Source organism: Bacillus sp. 5B6 (assembly GCF_000259405.1).
Taxonomy (GTDB): Bacteria; Bacillota; Bacilli; order Bacillales; family Bacillaceae; genus Bacillus; species Bacillus velezensis.
The window spans coordinates 2389315-2405071 of sequence record NZ_AJST01000001.1 but is presented as its reverse complement, the minus strand read 5'-3'; the positions used below and the strand labels follow the sequence as shown (position 1 = coordinate 2405071).

Genomic DNA, 15757 nt, shown 5'->3' with positions numbered 1-15757 from the left:
ACTTCTCCGGAAGTATCCTTTTTACGTTTGTCTCGCTTCCAGCCGTCTGGCTGCGCGAGACAGGCTGTAATTGACCGCGAAATACATCAGGGCCGCCAGCAGAAAGATCGGGAAAAAATATCCCCCGTCAGCGCTTTGTCCGTTTAAAATCTGCGCGTTATGAATCAGTTCGGGCAGAGCGATGACGACCGCAAGTGACGTATCCTTTAATAAGGAGATAAACTGGCTCACAATCGGAGGAACCATACGCCTGAGCGCCTGCGGCATGACGACGAGAAAAAGAGTCTGCGTGTACGTCAGTCCTGAAGAACGCGCCGCTTCAATCTGTCCTTTGTCAACGGATTGCAAACCGCTCCTGATGATTTCTGACAGCATGGCCGATTCAAAAATCGTAAGCGCCGTGATGGCGGCCGCGGTAATTTCCAGTTTGATCCCGATTTCCGGAAGGGCAAAAAACGTAAAGAAAATGATTAATAACAGCGGCAGGTTGCGGATGGTTTCCACAATGGCCGCTATAATGCCCGAGACGATAGGAATTTTCGCATAGCGCAAAGTGCCGGCGGCAAGCCCGAAAATAAAACTCAGGACAATGGAGATCAGCGCAACATAAAGTGTGACCAAAAAGCCGTCCCATAAAAACAGCAGATGGTCAGGTGTATAGGCGCCGCTAAAATCCATGTTTTTCACTCTCCTTCTCTAATAACTCTTTCCGAGACGTCTTTCCAAATAGTGAACCCCGATGCTGAGCGGGATCGTTAATATCAAATAAAAAAGCGCGACGAAAATATAGACATCAAACACGACAAGAGTACTTGAGGAAACGAGATCCGCCTGATACATCAAATCGAGTCCCGCCACCACTCCGAGTATTGATGAGTTTTTGACCAGGTTGAGAAATTGGTTTCCGAGCGGGGGAATCACGATTTTTACGGCCTGAGGAAGAATGACGTATCTCATCGCCTGACTGTAGGTGAAGCCTGACGATCTGGCCGCTTCCATCTGCCCTTTGGAGACAGTCTGAATTCCGGCTCTGATGGCTTCTGCGATAAAGGCGGACGTATAAATCGTAAGCGCAATCGTTCCCGCCTGAAAGCCGTCCAGTCTCAGCCCGGCGTTCGGAAGTCCGAAATAAAAAACGAATGTGATGAGGAGAAGCGGGATGTTCCGGATAAATTCCACATACGCAGTGCCGATCCATTGAAGGGGTTTGAAAGCCGTGATTCTCATGACTGCGATCAGAACGCCCAGCGCAAAACTGCCTGCCAGCGCGACGAAGCTCGCAAGCAATGTGTGCAGGAAACCGTCCATATACATATCGAAGTTTTCCGTTAAAATTGAAAAGTTCATCTATGTCACTCCTTATAAAACGGGGATGAGCATGGCTGCTCATCCCGCGGTCCTTTCTATTTTGCCGGTTCTTCTTTAATCCATTTTTTATAGATTTTTTCGTACCTGCCGTCGGCTTTCATTTTTTTCAAAGAGGCGTTGATTTCCTTGATGAGTCCGGATTGGCCTTTTTTGACGGCGATTCCGTAAGGTTCATCGGTGAAGGTTTCGCCTGTCAGCTGATATTGTTTATTTTCATCTGCCATGCCGTATAAAATCGCATTATCGGTTGTGAGCGCATCTCCCTGTCCCGCTTTTAGCGCAGTGAACGCTTCGGCGTAATTTTCAAATTCCAGCACTGAGGCGTCAGGCGCTTTTTGTCTGATGTTTTGTGAGGAAGTAGAGCCTTTTACCGCCAATACTTTTGAGCCTTTTCCCAGGTCTTCGGTGCTTTTGATGCTGCTTCCTTTTTTGACGAGCAGGGATTGCCCGGCTTCAAAATAAACATCTGAGAAATCAACTTCTTTTTTCCGCTCATCCGTTATCGTCATCGTGGCGGTGATGGCATCGATATCGCCGTTTTGCAGCATCGGAATTCTCGTTTTTGACGTCACTTCTTTAAATTCCGCTTTCTTCTCATCCCCCAGAATATCTTTTGCGAGCTGTTTTGAGATATCAATATCGAAGCCTTCAATATCACCGGAGCTTGGGTTTTTCAGCCCGAATAACCTCGTGTCGGTTTTGACGCCGAAGATGATTTTGTCTCTGTCTTTAATAGAGGCTAACGTGTCTTTTCCCGTTCCTTTTGAATCCCCGGACGTTTCTTTCCCTCCGCAGGCTGCCAGCATAAAGACGGCCAGCAGTGATATCAATCCGAATGACAACCATTTTGTTACGCGTGACATAAGCGCTCCTCCGTTTCTTTTCAGTGATTTAAAATACGGCTTAAGAATAAACGCGCCCTCTCTTCACGGGGGCTTTCGTAAAATTCAGCCGGTGCAGCTTCTTCTAAGATGGATCCGCCGTCGATAAACACGATGCGGTCCGCCACTTCTTTTGCGAATCCCATTTCATGTGTGACGACTGCCATGGTCATGCCTTCCTTTGCGAGTGTTTTCATGACATCCAGCACTTCCCCGATCATTTCCGGATCAAGCGCGGATGTGGGTTCATCAAACAGCATAATTTCGGGCTTCATCGCAAGCCCCCTGGCGATGGCGACACGCTGCTGCTGGCCGCCCGAAAGCTGTGAAGGATAAGCGTCCGCTTTTTCCGGTATACCGACTTTTTTCAAATAGTATAAGGCCGTTTCTTTTGCTTCTTCTTTTGATTGCTTAAGCACTTTGATCGGTGCGAGCATGATGTTTTGCAGAACGGTTTTGTGCGGGTACAGATGAAAATGCTGAAACACCATGCCGATATTGCGGCGGACCTTATTTATATCCGTTTTCTTGTCATGGATGGAGACGCCGTTTACCGTTAAGGCGCCTCCATCAACTGTCTCCAGCTGATTAATGCAGCGGAGAAGCGTGCTTTTTCCCGATCCTGAAGGTCCGATGATAACGACGACTTCCCCTTTTTTAATGTGCAGATTAATGTTTTTCAGCACGTGGAAATGTCCGTAGTGCTTATTTACATCCTGAAATGAAATCATGGCCATCCTCCTTAAAAAAACATGAGTCATATTGACTGGACAGTTTTTGAAATCCTTTAACACATTACGATGGTTATACAGATTTTTATGAATATTATTTAGATTATTTCGTAATTTCTGATAATTATTTCCGTCATGAGGTCTGCGTCATAAGGCGGAGTTTATGAAACGGGAATAATTCCGGCTTTCTGTCAAAAGATAAAGCAAGAGGTGAAACGTCATGCTTCAAAAACCGCTGCAGCTCTTAATGTGGACGGCTGTATGTCTGCTCGTTTTGTTAACAGTGTATGTCTTTTGCATGCTCGATATGTTATGGTCTCCCATTTGGCTTGTTATAAAATCTCTCTTTATTCCTATATTCATCGCAGTATTTATTGCTTATCTTTTACTTCCGATTACTGAATGGCTTCATAGAAAAGGGATGCCTAGAACTTTAAGCCTGCTTCTGATTTATTGCCTGTTTTTCGGCGGAATCGGCTGGGGGGTTTATAAAGGGGTTCCTGTTTTAATTGAACAGCTGCAGGATCTGTCTGAGAGCATTCCCGGTCTTGCCAAAAACTACAACAGTATGCTGAAGCATCTGCATAATCACACGGATCATTGGCCTGACGGCATGCACCATCGGATGGACAAAATGATTCAGCAGACAGAAACGTTTCTTGCCGGCACGATTGAAAGCACGATCAGAAGCATCCGTTTCGTGCTTGATTATATCCTGATCGCGGCGACGATTCCTTTTCTCGTGTTCTATATGGTGAAGGATATAGACGTCATGAAAAAGACAGTCTGGTATTTGACGCCGAAGTCCTGGAGAAAAAGGGGGAGTGAATTTCTGCGGGATGTGGACGACTCTCTCGGTGATTACATCCGCGGTCAGCTTCTCGTTTGTTTTTTGCTCGGGTTAATAGCCGGCGTTTCATTTTGGCTGTTCGGGCTTCCTTACCCGCTGATTTTGGGTCTTGCCATCGGGATTACGAATGTCATCCCGTATTTCGGTCCGTTTATCGGCGCTGTACCGGCGCTGCTCCTTTCGCTGGCGATTTCTGCTAAAGCTGTGATCATCGTAATCGTCACCATTTTTATTCTGCAATTTATAGAAGGAAACATTTTGAGCCCGCTTATTGTCGGGCGCAGTCTCAGAATGCACCCCGTCGTGATCATGCTGGCGCTCCTTGCCGGAGGAGAGCTCGCGGGCATTCCCGGCATGATTCTCGCTGTTCCGGCGGCAGCCGTTTTAAAAGTGACGGCCATACACTTTTTGCGGATCAGGACGGAACATTGACATTCGGGTTCTGCTTGTCTATAATTTCGAGTAGAATACATACGAATCTCGAGTGACGGATATGAGTACGCCGAAGCCCTGTTTAAGAGAGAAGCTCCGATACGCTGAAAGGAGCTTCAGCAGAAGATCGGCGGAAGCTAATCCTGAGTGCAGTTAAAGGCTGCCGCAGTCCTGCGTTACGGGATGAAAGGTGACAGGCCTTTTTCGGCCTGTAATCAGGGTGGTACCGCGAGACAGCTCTCGTCCCTGTGTGAACGCATGGTTTGCATAGGGAGAGAGCTTTTTTGCTGTCGCAAAAGAGAATTTCGGGTAGTGATAAGGAGGAATATAGATGAAACACTTAACTTCTGCTGAAGTGCGTCAAATGTTTTTAGATTTCTTTAAAGAAAAAGGCCATGCCGTTGAACCGAGCGCCTCATTGGTTCCGCATGAAGATCCGTCTTTATTATGGATCAACAGCGGCGTTGCGACGCTGAAAAAATACTTTGACGGCCGTGTTGTGCCGGAGAATCCGAGAATTGTAAACGCGCAAAAATCAATCCGTACAAATGATATTGAAAATGTGGGGAAAACGGCGCGCCACCACACGTTCTTTGAGATGCTCGGAAACTTTTCCATCGGTGATTATTTTAAAGAAGAAGCCATCACGTGGGCATGGGAGTTTTTAACGAGCGAAAAGTGGATCGGCTTTGATCCGGAGCTGCTGTCTGTAACGGTTCACCCTGAGGATGAAGAAGCTTATACGCTATGGGCGGAAAAAATCGGCGTTCCGGAAGAAAGAATCATTCGTCTGGAAGGGAACTTCTGGGATATCGGCGAAGGCCCGAGCGGACCGAATACGGAAATTTTCTATGACCGCGGCGAGAAATACGGCAATGACCCGTCAGATTCTGAATTGTATCCGGGCGGCGAAAATGACCGCTATCTTGAAGTATGGAACCTGGTATTCTCAGAGTTCAACCACAACCCGGACGGCACATACACACCGCTTCCGAAGAAAAACATCGATACGGGCATGGGGCTTGAACGGATGGTCTCCGTGATTCAGGACGTTCCGACAAACTTTGACACTGATTTGTTTATGCCGATTATTGAAGCAACAGAGCGCATTTCCGGAGATGCTTACGGAAAGGATGCAGCGAAGGATACGGCCTTTAAAGTGATCGCCGATCATATCAGAACGGTCGCATTTGCGGTAAGCGACGGAGCTCTGCCCTCAAATGAAGGGCGCGGGTATGTACTGAGACGCCTCTTGCGCCGGGCAGTGCGATACGCGAAAACCATCGGTATCAGCCGTCCGTTTATGTATGAGCTGGTACCGACTGTTGCAGGAATTATGGACGCTTTCTATCCGGAGGTGAAAGAAAAGCAAGAGTTTATCGCCAAAGTCATCAAAACGGAGGAAGAGCGCTTCCACGAAACATTAAACGAAGGTCTGGCCATTTTATCCGACGTGATAAAGAAAGAGAAGGAAAAAGGCAGCGGCATCATCTCCGGAAAAGACGTATTCAAACTGTACGATACGTACGGATTCCCGGTTGAATTAACGGAGGAATACGCGGAAGATGAGCACATGAAAGTTGACCATAAAGGCTTTGAAGCCGAAATGGAAAAACAGCGTGAACGGGCGAGAAATGCGCGCCAAGATGTAGGAAGCATGCAGGTGCAGGGCGGCGCATTGCGCGATATTACCGCCGAAAGCACATTTGTCGGCTACAGTGCCGTAAAAACTGAAGCGAAGGTGATCGAGCTTCTTCATGACGGGCAATTAATCAGCGAGGCGCATGAAGGGGATACCGTCCAAATCCTTCTTGACAAAACGCCTTTCTATGCTGAAAGCGGCGGACAGATCGGTGACAGAGGAGTGCTGAGAAGCGAGCAGGCTGTCGTAACCATTAAAGACGTGAAAAAAGCTCCGAACGGTCAGCATGTACACGAAGGCACGGTGGATAGCGGCACGATTCAAAAAGATGCAAGCGTGACGGCTGAAGTTGAAGATCAAATGAGAAGCGGCGTGGTGAAAAACCATACGGCAACCCACCTTCTGCACCAGGCGCTGAAAGACGTTCTCGGCACACATGTCAACCAAGCGGGTTCACTCGTTACCGAAAATCGCCTGCGTTTTGACTTCTCTCATTTCGGTCAAGTGACGAAAGAAGAACTTGAACGCATTGAAGGAATCGTCAACGAAAAAATCTGGGAGAGCATTCCGGTAGCGATTGATTTGAAACCGATCAATGAAGCGAAAGAAATGGGCGCAATGGCCCTGTTCGGCGAGAAATACGGCGATATCGTCCGCGTCGTACAAGTCGGAGATTACAGCCTTGAGCTTTGCGGCGGATGCCATGTCACGAATACGGCAGAAATCGGTCTGTTTAAAATCGTATCCGAATCAGGGATCGGCGCAGGGACGCGAAGAATCGAAGCCGTAACAGGAAAAGGCGCTTATCAGGAAATGAACAGCCAGCTCAGCCTTCTGCAGCACGCTGCGGACGAGCTGAAATCAAACGTAAGAGACGTACCGAAGCGAATTCAGTCTCTTCAAGCGGAGCTGAAGGAAGCGCAAAGAGAAAATGAATCATTGCTCAGCAAACTTGGCAATGTGGAAGCCGGAGCCATTCTGTCTAAAGTAAAAGACATCGGCGGCGTAAAAGTGCTGGCTGAAAAAGTAAATGCGAAAGACATGAACCACCTTCGCACTATGGTGGATGATCTGAAAGCGAAGCTCGGTTCTGCGGTCATCATTCTCGGCGCCGTGCAAAACGAGAAAGTCAACCTTTCAGCAGGCGTGACGAAAGACCTGATCGAAAAAGGCCTTCATGCCGGCAAAATGGTCAAACAAGCGGCTGAAGTCTGCGGAGGCGGAGGCGGAGGCCGTCCGGACATGGCGCAGGCCGGCGGAAAGCAGCCTGAAAAATTGGAAGAGGCGCTCGCATCTGCGGAAGATTGGATAAAATCCGTTTTATAATCCTTTCAACTAGTGTAGAATGATGATAAGATGAGGACCTCAGGCTGAACTTTGCCTGCGAATTTGGGAAAGAGGTGCAAAACGGTGAGCTCGTTTGATAAAACGATGAAATTTAATTTCTCCGATGATTCTGCTGAAACAAACGTCGAAGAAGTGCTGAATACGGTATATGATGCGCTTCAGGAAAAGGGGTACAATCCTATCAACCAGATTGTCGGATACTTGCTGTCTGGAGATCCTGCATACATTCCTAGGCATCGCGACGCCCGGAACTTAATTCGCAAACTGGAACGTGACGAATTAATCGAGGAATTGGTAAAATCCTATCTAGAACAGCATAAAGAGGCGTAAATACATTCATGAGAATATTGGGACTTGATCTTGGAACGAAAACACTCGGCGTAGCTTTAAGCGATGAAATGGGCTGGACCGCTCAGGGCATTGAGACGATAAAAATAAATGAGGCTGAAGGAGATTACGGTCTGGACCGTTTATCCGAGCTGATGAAAGACTATAATGTAGAGAAGATCGTGCTCGGTTTTCCGAAAAACATGAACGGGACGATCGGTCCGAGAGGCGAAGCCAGCCAAACATTTGCGAAACTGCTTGAAACAGCGTACAATGTCCCTGTTGTGCTGTGGGACGAGCGTCTGACCACGATGGCGGCTGAAAAAATGCTGATCGCTGCTGACGTCAGCAGGCAAAAACGAAAAAAAGTCATTGATAAAATGGCGGCTGTCATGATCCTTCAAGGATATCTGGACAGTTTAAACTAAGAGGTGAAAAAAATGGAACACGGCGAAAAACACATTACAATTGTCGATGATCAAGGCAACGAACAGCTTTGCGAAGTGCTGTTCACATTTGAAAACGACACATTCAACAAATCTTACGTACTTTATTATCCGATTGATGCTCAAGACGATGATGAAATCGAAATTCACGCTTCAAGCTTCGAACCGAACGAAAACGGTGAAGACGGCGAACTGATGCCGATTGAAACCGATGAAGAGTGGGAAATGATCGAAGAAACGCTGAACACGTTTTTAGCGGAAGAAGACGAAGAATAAAATGAACAGAAAAAGCCGGAGCGCATATGCGCTTCGGCTTTTTTTTGTAATAAATTGCCGAATGCACATGAATCATGTAGTATAAGAGCTGTTGGGAGGAAAATACTTGTATGAATATCAATCAGACTAAAAATTCATTTCCGCGTAAAAACAAAAAAACGACGATAATACTGTCCTCCGTGATCGCTCTGCTTATCATCATTTGCGGTGCTTTTTTCTATGGAAAATCCCTGCTGTCCCCGGTTGACAAAGGCAGCAAAACGGCAGTCAATATTAATATTCCGAGCGGTTCTTCCGTTTCGGCAATCGCTGGAATTCTTGAGGACCAGCATGTCATCAAAAGCAAAAAAGCATTTCAGCTGTATGTGAAGTATAAAGGCGCTTCCGGATTTCAGGCGGGATTTTACTATCTGAATAAAGGAATGGATGCGGATGCGATTATCAAAAAACTGACCGCGGGATCAACGGGGTATGCCTTTCAGATCTCCGTTCCTGAAGGAAAACAGCTTACACAGATTGCGGATGCGATCGCAAAAGAAACATCATATTCAAAAGAAGAGATCATGGCGAAACTGGATGACAAAACATTCATCGGCAAACTGAAAAAACAGTTTCCTGATACGATAACGGACGCGCTTTCAAACAAGAAGCTCAAGCATCCGCTCGAAGGCTATCTGTATCCGGCCACATATCCGTTTAATGATCCGGATGCATCGCTTGACACGATTTTGACGGCAATGGTTCAGGAAACAAACACCCGTATCGAAACGTATAAATCTGAACTGGAAAAAAAGAAACTTTCCGTCCATAACGCTCTGACGATGGCATCGCTTATTGAAGAAGAAGCCACCGCCAAAGCCGACCGTCACAAAATCGCCAGCGTTTTTTACAACAGGCTCGAAGAAAAAATGCCGCTGCAGACTGACCCGACGGTATTATATGCGGCAGGTAAGCATAAAAGCCGGGTCTACTACAAAGACCTGAAAATTGATTCTCCGTTTAATACGTATAAACATAAGGGGCTGCCGCCGGGACCGATCGCAAATGCCGGCGATTCATCATGGGAAGCGGCTCTCCGCCCTGACAAAACGGATTATCTTTATTTCCTTGCAAAATCAAACGGCGAGGTCGTTTTCACCAAAACATTAAAAGACCATAATAAAGCGAAGGAAAAGTATATTTCCAAAAAAGACAGCGAATAAAAGGAGGGCAAAAGCTCTCCTTTTATTCCATTCTGAAAGGTTTTATGATAAAATATATCGGGTTGTTTACTTATGGATAAAGAAGTGTCTTAAGAGAGTGTCCCCGCGGATTCGTCAGGGGCACTCCTTTTTAGAACGGAGGCTGTTTGCCGTGAATGATCGGTATGAACAAATAAACGAGTATATAAACGCGATGCTGAAGCCTCGGCCTGATAAAGTGAAAAAGCTTGAAGCCTATGCAAAAGAGCACCATGTTCCGATTATGGAAGAAGCGGGCATTGAAGTGCTGCTTCAAATGCTGTCGATTCAACAGGCGAAAAACATTTTGGAAATCGGAGCGGCAATCGGATATTCCGCCATACGGATGGCGCTTGAGCTTCCGGATGCGAATATTTACACGATTGAACGGGACGACAAACGCTATGAAGAAGCTGTGAACAATATAAAAGACTTTGAAATGGAAAACCGGATTCACGTAATGCACGGGGATGCGCTGGAACTTTCTGAGTCTGTCCGTGTCACGGCTCCTTATGATGCCATTTTTATCGACGCGGCCAAAGGCCAGTACACGAACTTTTTTGAGCTCTATGAACCGATGCTTGCGCCGGATGGAGTCATTTTTACGGACAATGTTCTGTTTAAAGGGCTGGTGGCACAAAATCACTCGGACATTGAGCCGAAAAGAAGACGGAAGCTTGTTGAAAAAATTGATCAATATAACCAATGGCTGATGGACCGGCCTGACTATCAAACGGTCATACTGCCGGTCGGAGACGGCATCGCCATCAGTAAAAAGAAGAGGTGAAGGATCATGAAAAAACCTGAACTTTTGGTGACTCCGACTTCTGTACAGGATATTCTTCCGCTCATTCAAGCGGGCGCAACGGCCCTGTTAGTCGGAGAACAGAGATACGGCCTGAGACTGGCCGGTGAATTTTCAAGAGAAGATATAAAAGAAGCCGTAAAGACAGCTCATCAGGAAGGCGCGAAAGTGTACGCCGCCGTCAATGCTATTTTTCACAACGAAAAAGTGGACGAGCTGAACGGCTATCTTGCCTTTTTGCAGGAGGCCGGCGTTGATGCGGCTGTTTTCGGTGATCCGGCCGTTTTAATGGCGGCGCGTGAAGCGGCTCCCGAGCTTGTACTGCACTGGAGCACGGAAACAACGGGAACCAACTACTACTCCTGCAATTACTGGGGACGCAAAGGCGCACGGCGGGCAGTGCTGGCTAAGGAATTAAATATGGACAGCATCATTGACATAAAAGAAAACGCCGAAGTGGAAATTGAAATTCAAATCCACGGCATGACGTGCATGTTCCAATCGAAGCGTTCTTTAGTGGGCCATTACTTCGAATACCAGGGTAAAGTCATGGACATCGAACAGAAGAAAAAAGAAGCGGGGATGTTTCTGCATGACAAGGAACGGGGCAATAAATACCCGATTTTTGAAGATGAAAACGGCACGCACATCATGAGCCCGAACGATGTGTGCATGATTGATGAATTAGAGGACCTGATGGACGCCGGCATCGATTCTTTCAAAATCGACGGAGTTTTAAAGTCTCCTGAATACTTAACTGAAGTGACCCGCATGTACAGAGAAGCAATCGATTTGTGCTTCGAAAGCCGAGAGACATACGAAGAGAAAAAAGAGAGCTGGATAGAGCGGATTGAAAGCATTCAGCCTGTGAACAGAAGCATCGACACAGGATTCTTCTTTAAAGAAACGGTCTATTAAAAAGGAGGGTGCAACGGATGACAGCCGTAAATCAAACCATTTCCAAAGTCGTAAACGGAAAACGCGTCATTACGAAAAAACCTGAACTCCTTGCTCCGGCAGGAAACCTTGAAAAATTAAAAATTGCCGTTCATTACGGAGCGGACGCGGTTTTTATCGGAGGACAGGAATACGGACTCCGCTCAAATGCGGATAACTTCTCAATAGAAGAAATCGCAGAGGGCGTAGAATTTGCCAAAAAATACGGGGCAAAAATATATGTGACAACAAACATTTTCGCCCATAATGAAAATATGGACGGTCTGGAAGAATACTTAAAAGCGTTGGGAGACGCAAAAGTTGCCGGAATTATCGTCGCTGATCCGCTGATTATTGAAACATGCCGGAGAGTGGCCCCGGACGTAGAAATTCACCTCAGCACACAGCAGTCCCTTTCCAACTGGAAAGCGGTGCAGTTCTGGAAAGAAGAAGGGCTTGACCGCGTGGTGCTTGCCCGTGAAACGAGCGGACTGGAAATTAAAGAAATGAAGGAAAAGGTGGATATTGAAATCGAAACCTTTATCCACGGCGCCATGTGTATCGCTTATTCAGGCCGGTGCGTGCTGAGCAATCACATGACAGCCCGGGATTCCAACCGCGGCGGCTGCTGTCAGTCCTGCCGCTGGGATTATGACCTGTATCAGACAGACGGTGCAAACGCGGTCGCGCTCTATGGCGAAGAAGACGCTCCGTTTGCGATGAGCCCCAAAGATTTAAAATTGATTGAATCCATTCCGCAAATGATCGAGATGGGCATCGACAGCCTGAAAATTGAAGGCCGGATGAAATCAATTCATTACGTTGCGACGGTTGTCAGCGTGTATCGCAAAGTCATCGACGCATACTGCGCTGATCCTGAAAACTTTGTCATTCAAAAAGAATGGCTGGATGAGCTGGACAAATGTGCAAACCGGGATACCGCGCCTGCTTTCTTTGAAGGCACGCCCGGGTATGAAGAGCAGATGTTCGGTGAACACGGAAAGAAAACAACATTTGATTTTGCCGGTCTCGTGCTCGCGTATAACGAGGAAACTCAAATGGTGACGCTCCAGCAGCGCAATTTCTTTAAACAAGGTGACGAAGTGGAATTTTTCGGTCCTGAAATCGACAATTTCACATTCACAATCGGCACTATTTGGGACGAAGACGGAAACGAGCTTGATGCTGCCCGCCATCCCCTGCAAATCGTTACATTTAAAGTAGACAAAAAGATTTATCCGAGCAACATGATGAGAAAGGGGAAGTAATCACCAATGGGTAAGAGTCCTGTAGTTATAGGCATCGCAGGAGGTTCCGGATCAGGAAAAACAAGCGTCACCCGTTCCATCTATGAACAGTTTAAAGGACACTCGATTTTAATGATCCAGCAAGACCTTTATTATAAAGACCAAAGTCATCTTCCGTTTGAAGAAAGGCTGAACACAAACTATGATCACCCGCTCGCATTTGATAATGACTATTTAATCGAGCATATTCAAGAGCTTTTGAATTACCGGCCGATAGAAAAGCCGATTTATGATTATAAACTGCATACGCGTTCTGAGGAAACCATTCCGGTTGAGCCGAAGGATGTCATTATTCTGGAAGGCATTCTCGTTCTCGAAGATAAAAGGCTTCGCGACCTCATGGATATGAAACTTTATGTCGACACGGACGCGGATCTCCGTATCATCAGACGGATTATGAGAGATATTAACGAAAGAGGCCGTTCAATCGATTCTGTCATTGAGCAGTATGTGTCCGTCGTCAGACCGATGCACAATCAGTTTGTTGAACCGACGAAACGCTACGCGGACATCATTATTCCGGAAGGCGGGCAAAACCACGTCGCGATTGATCTGATGGTCACGAAGATTCAAACGATCCTTGAACAAAATGCAATTTTGTAATACCATAGCATAGACATAAATAACTCAGACCATATTATGTATAGGCTGGAAGGGAATGAGACAGTTCCCTTCTTTCCCTGTTTATAAACCGAAACATTTGCAGAAAACACATATTCAGTTTAAGATAAACAGTACCTATATGGGAGAGAAGAACGAGGACTGCCCTGTGTTCTCATTCTTGATTTTTTCGTTTATGCTCTCATACATAATCACACGTTATTGTTGAGGGACAACCACCAAGGAGTGAAGGAACATGGCACAAGAAAAAGTTTTTCCGATGACTCACGAAGGAAAACAAAAACTTGAACAAGAATTAGAGCAATTGAAAACGGTTAAACGTAAAGAAGTAGTAGAACGCATTAAAATCGCAAGAAGCTTCGGAGATCTGTCAGAGAACTCTGAGTATGATTCTGCAAAAGAAGAACAGGCATTTGTGGAAGGGCGCATCACGACGCTTGAAAACATGATCCGCAATGCGAAAATCATCGAGGACGACGGCGGTTCAAATGTAGTCGGTTTGGGAAAAACCGTATCATTCATCGAATTGCCCGACGGTGAAGAAGAATCTTACACGATTGTCGGAAGCGCTGAAGCTGATCCGTTTGAAGGGAAAATTTCAAACGACTCGCCAATCGCCAAAAGCCTTCTCGGCAGAAAAGTGGACGAAGAAGTGACAGTTCAGACGCCGGGCGGAGAAATGCTCGTGAAAATTGTGAAAATTTCATAAGATCCGTTTAACAATGAAACACCTCGTCCAAAATGTGGATGAGGTGTTTTTTTATGATCGTATCAAAAAGGCTGAAAGCGGCCGTGATTTGTTTTCTGCTCGTGTTTTTCTTTCTGCTTGCGAGGCTGGCTGAAATTCAGCTGTTTTTCACAGAATCTTTTTCAAAATCCAATATTAATCTGATTCAGGAAAGCGTCAAGCAGCGGACGGAAGAAGTCCTTATTTCAGACGGACGCGGCTCTTTTCTTGATCGGAACGGCAAAGAACTGACCGGAAAAAAGCAGCCTGCCGTCATACTGTTTCCTTTTCTCGTGACGCAGGATTGGCCGGTTGACCGGGTATCAGACATTCTAGGAATGAAACAGGGGGAGCTCAGGCAGCTGCTCACGGAAGCAAAAAAACCGGTGGTCCTGAACAGCAGAAAAATAAAACATTTGACGAAACAATCCGTGTCAAATATCAATTCTTTGAAATATCCCGGCATTTACGGCGTATATATGAAAGACAGCAAAGAAACAAACATAGCCGCTCATTTGTTGGGCGCGACAAACCAGGACCCTGAGCTTTTGAAAAAGAAATACCCCGGCAGGAAGGAACTGCCGATCACGGCAAAAATCGGGACAAGCGGGATGGAGCGGACGTTTGATGAGTTTTTACTTGCGGATCAGGACACAAAACTTTTGTATCATGTCGACGGAAGGGGAAACCCTTTATTCGGAATGGACGTCAAATATACGGCTGAAGCAAACGCGTTTTATCCGCTGCAAGTCAAAACCTCCATCGACCGCAATATTCAAAAAGCAATGGAAGATGTATTGAAAGACCGCGGGTTAAAAAAGGGGGGAGCCGTCCTTTTAGACATTGAAAAAAGCAGTGTGCTCGGAATGGTATCAAAGCCTGACGCCGACATGTCAAAGCAGCAGACACTGCAAAATTACATGCTGACGCCGATTTATCCGGGATCAGTATTTAAAACGGTGATCGCCGCAGCCGCAATAGAACAAAACGAAGTGAAGCCGGGCACATCCTTTAACTGCAATCTCAACCTGTACGGAGAGCCGGGGGATGACAAAGGCACGCTCAGTTTTGGAGAAAGCTTTGCCCAAAGCTGCAATTATACGTTTACAAGTCTTGCGGAAAAATTGATCAAAAAAGATGATTCCGTTATTGAAAACATGGCGGAAAAACTCGGTCTCACCCAGCGGGCGGGCTGGGAAGGCAAGCTGTACCGGGAAGACGGATTCAGGCAGCTGTATAATGAAAAAAACGGGGTCATTTGGGGAGATGACAAAGACAAAACCGTAAAAAAAGCCGTCGCACAGACGGCGATCGGGCAAAAAAACGTGAAAGTCACGCCGCTTGAAGTCGCCAATATGATGGCGGCGATCGCGCGCGGCGGTGAAAAAAAACAAGTCAAAATCGCGGACAAAATTGAATACAAAAACAAAACGACGATGGCGTCATTCAAAGATCAGCCGTTAAAAGGGGAAAACATCGACAAATATACGGCGCAGCAGCTTCAAAAAATTCTCAGAGAAGTCGTCACCTCACCGAAAGGAACCGGCCGAAGGTTTCAGGATCTGCCGTATGAGATAGCAGGCAAATCGGGAACGGCCCAGACGGGAATGTTCACAAAAGAAAAACAGACGCTTTACCACAAATGGTTTGCGGGATACTTTCCCGCGGACAAGCCGAAATACGCTCTCGTGGTGCTGCACATGGACACGCCGGGGGATAAGGCTCTGACAAATACAGTGTTTTATGATATTGTTAAAAAGGTACATGAAAATGAAATAAATCAGACATAGAACAACCGCTCAGCCCATGTTAAAATATATGCTGAGCAAGAGGGATAAAGG

At 46.4% G+C, this 15757-nt stretch carries 16 protein-coding genes and 1 other annotated feature; of the genes, 12 read left to right on the top strand and 4 right to left on the bottom strand.

Annotation, left to right across the window (positions count from 1 at the left end; translation table 11 throughout):
* Positions 1–21 precede the first annotated feature (21 nt).
* The 4 genes from MY7_RS11210 to MY7_RS11195 are packed head-to-tail and all read right to left on the bottom strand — an operon-like array spanning position 22 to position 2980.
* A complete protein-coding gene (locus MY7_RS11210) occupies positions 22–678 on the bottom strand; it encodes an amino acid ABC transporter permease (protein ID WP_007612809.1) in 657 nt (218 codons plus the stop codon).
* 18 nt (positions 679–696) lie between these two features.
* Positions 697–1347 (bottom strand): amino acid ABC transporter permease, encoded by a 651-nt coding sequence (locus MY7_RS11205; RefSeq protein WP_007612807.1) that lies wholly within the window; start codon positions 1345–1347, stop codon positions 697–699.
* 56 nt (positions 1348–1403) lie between these two features.
* A complete protein-coding gene (locus MY7_RS11200; RefSeq protein ID WP_007612806.1) occupies positions 1404–2231 on the bottom strand; it encodes a transporter substrate-binding domain-containing protein in 828 nt (275 codons plus the stop codon).
* Positions 2232–2251: 20 nt separating this feature from the next.
* Positions 2252–2980, bottom strand: a complete 729-nt coding sequence (locus MY7_RS11195; RefSeq protein ID WP_029326054.1) for an amino acid ABC transporter ATP-binding protein — start codon at positions 2978–2980, stop codon at positions 2252–2254.
* Positions 2981–3200: 220 nt separating this feature from the next.
* Between MY7_RS11195 and MY7_RS11190 the strand changes: the two genes are divergently transcribed.
* The 12 genes from MY7_RS11190 (at position 3201) to MY7_RS11135 (ending at position 15706) form a co-directional block, all read left to right on the top strand.
* Positions 3201–4262, top strand: a complete 1062-nt coding sequence (locus MY7_RS11190; RefSeq protein WP_007612803.1) for an AI-2E family transporter — start codon at positions 3201–3203, stop codon at positions 4260–4262.
* Between the two features lie 43 nt (positions 4263–4305).
* Positions 4306–4513, top strand: a binding site (T-box leader).
* A gap of 80 nt (positions 4514–4593) precedes the next feature.
* Positions 4594–7230: an alanine--tRNA ligase gene (gene alaS, locus MY7_RS11185; RefSeq protein WP_007612802.1), complete on the top strand. Its 2637-nt coding sequence runs from the start codon at positions 4594–4596 to the stop codon at positions 7228–7230.
* Between the two features lie 84 nt (positions 7231–7314).
* Entirely contained in the window at positions 7315–7581 is a 267-nt protein-coding gene (locus MY7_RS11180; protein ID WP_012118070.1) for an IreB family regulatory phosphoprotein, read from the top strand.
* A gap of 8 nt (positions 7582–7589) precedes the next feature.
* A complete protein-coding gene (gene ruvX / locus MY7_RS11175; RefSeq protein ID WP_003152750.1) occupies positions 7590–8006 on the top strand; it encodes a Holliday junction resolvase RuvX in 417 nt (138 codons plus the stop codon).
* A 12-nt stretch (positions 8007–8018) separates the two neighbouring features.
* The gene (locus MY7_RS11170) at positions 8019–8300 is read left to right on the top strand and encodes a DUF1292 domain-containing protein (RefSeq protein WP_003152751.1); all 282 of its coding nucleotides are present in this window, start codon (positions 8019–8021) and stop codon (positions 8298–8300) included.
* A 110-nt stretch (positions 8301–8410) separates the two neighbouring features.
* Positions 8411–9502 carry an endolytic transglycosylase MltG gene (gene mltG, locus MY7_RS11165; RefSeq protein WP_007612795.1) on the top strand — a complete coding sequence of 364 codons (1092 nt, stop codon included), beginning with the start codon at positions 8411–8413 and terminating at the stop codon, positions 9500–9502.
* 151 nt (positions 9503–9653) lie between these two features.
* Entirely contained in the window at positions 9654–10307 is a 654-nt protein-coding gene (locus tag MY7_RS11160) for an O-methyltransferase (protein WP_007612793.1), read from the top strand.
* 6 nt (positions 10308–10313) lie between these two features.
* Positions 10314–11243, top strand: coding sequence for a peptidase U32 family protein (locus MY7_RS11155; protein WP_007612791.1), 930 nt, complete (start codon positions 10314–10316; stop codon positions 11241–11243).
* 17 nt (positions 11244–11260) lie between these two features.
* Entirely contained in the window at positions 11261–12529 is a 1269-nt protein-coding gene (locus tag MY7_RS11150; protein WP_007612788.1) for a peptidase U32 family protein, read from the top strand.
* Between the two features lie 6 nt (positions 12530–12535).
* Positions 12536–13171: a uridine kinase gene (gene udk, locus MY7_RS11145; RefSeq protein ID WP_003152763.1), complete on the top strand. Its 636-nt coding sequence runs from the start codon at positions 12536–12538 to the stop codon at positions 13169–13171.
* A 253-nt stretch (positions 13172–13424) separates the two neighbouring features.
* Positions 13425–13898 carry a transcription elongation factor GreA gene (gene greA, locus MY7_RS11140; RefSeq protein WP_003152766.1) on the top strand — a complete coding sequence of 158 codons (474 nt, stop codon included), beginning with the start codon at positions 13425–13427 and terminating at the stop codon, positions 13896–13898.
* 53 nt (positions 13899–13951) lie between these two features.
* Positions 13952–15706, top strand: coding sequence for a peptidoglycan D,D-transpeptidase FtsI family protein (locus MY7_RS11135; RefSeq protein WP_029326055.1), 1755 nt, complete (start codon positions 13952–13954; stop codon positions 15704–15706).
* Positions 15707–15757: the final 51 nt, after the last annotated feature.

Bases quoted from the DNA above. Each gene is read 5' to 3' on its own strand.
- MY7_RS11210 (WP_007612809.1), bottom strand. From the start codon at position 678: ATGGATTTTAGCGGCGCCTATACACCTGACCATCTGCTGTTTTTATGG.
- MY7_RS11205 (WP_007612807.1), bottom strand. From the start codon at position 1,347: ATGAACTTTTCAATTTTAACGGAAAACTTCGATATGTATATGGACGGT.
- MY7_RS11200 (WP_007612806.1), bottom strand. From the start codon at position 2,231: ATGTCACGCGTAACAAAATGGTTGTCATTCGGATTGATATCACTGCTG.
- MY7_RS11195 (WP_029326054.1), bottom strand. From the start codon at position 2,980: ATGATTTCATTTCAGGATGTAAATAAGCACTACGGACATTTCCACGTG.
- MY7_RS11190 (WP_007612803.1), top strand. From the start codon at position 3,201: ATGCTTCAAAAACCGCTGCAGCTCTTAATGTGGACGGCTGTATGTCTG.
- alaS (WP_007612802.1), top strand. From the start codon at position 4,594: ATGAAACACTTAACTTCTGCTGAAGTGCGTCAAATGTTTTTAGATTTC.
- ruvX (WP_003152750.1), top strand. From the start codon at position 7,590: ATGAGAATATTGGGACTTGATCTTGGAACGAAAACACTCGGCGTAGCT.
- MY7_RS11170 (WP_003152751.1), top strand. From the start codon at position 8,019: ATGGAACACGGCGAAAAACACATTACAATTGTCGATGATCAAGGCAAC.
- mltG (WP_007612795.1), top strand. From the start codon at position 8,411: ATGAATATCAATCAGACTAAAAATTCATTTCCGCGTAAAAACAAAAAA.
- MY7_RS11155 (WP_007612791.1), top strand. From the start codon at position 10,314: ATGAAAAAACCTGAACTTTTGGTGACTCCGACTTCTGTACAGGATATT.
- MY7_RS11150 (WP_007612788.1), top strand. From the start codon at position 11,261: ATGACAGCCGTAAATCAAACCATTTCCAAAGTCGTAAACGGAAAACGC.
- udk (WP_003152763.1), top strand. From the start codon at position 12,536: ATGGGTAAGAGTCCTGTAGTTATAGGCATCGCAGGAGGTTCCGGATCA.
- greA (WP_003152766.1), top strand. From the start codon at position 13,425: ATGGCACAAGAAAAAGTTTTTCCGATGACTCACGAAGGAAAACAAAAA.
- MY7_RS11135 (WP_029326055.1), top strand. From the start codon at position 13,952: ATGATCGTATCAAAAAGGCTGAAAGCGGCCGTGATTTGTTTTCTGCTC.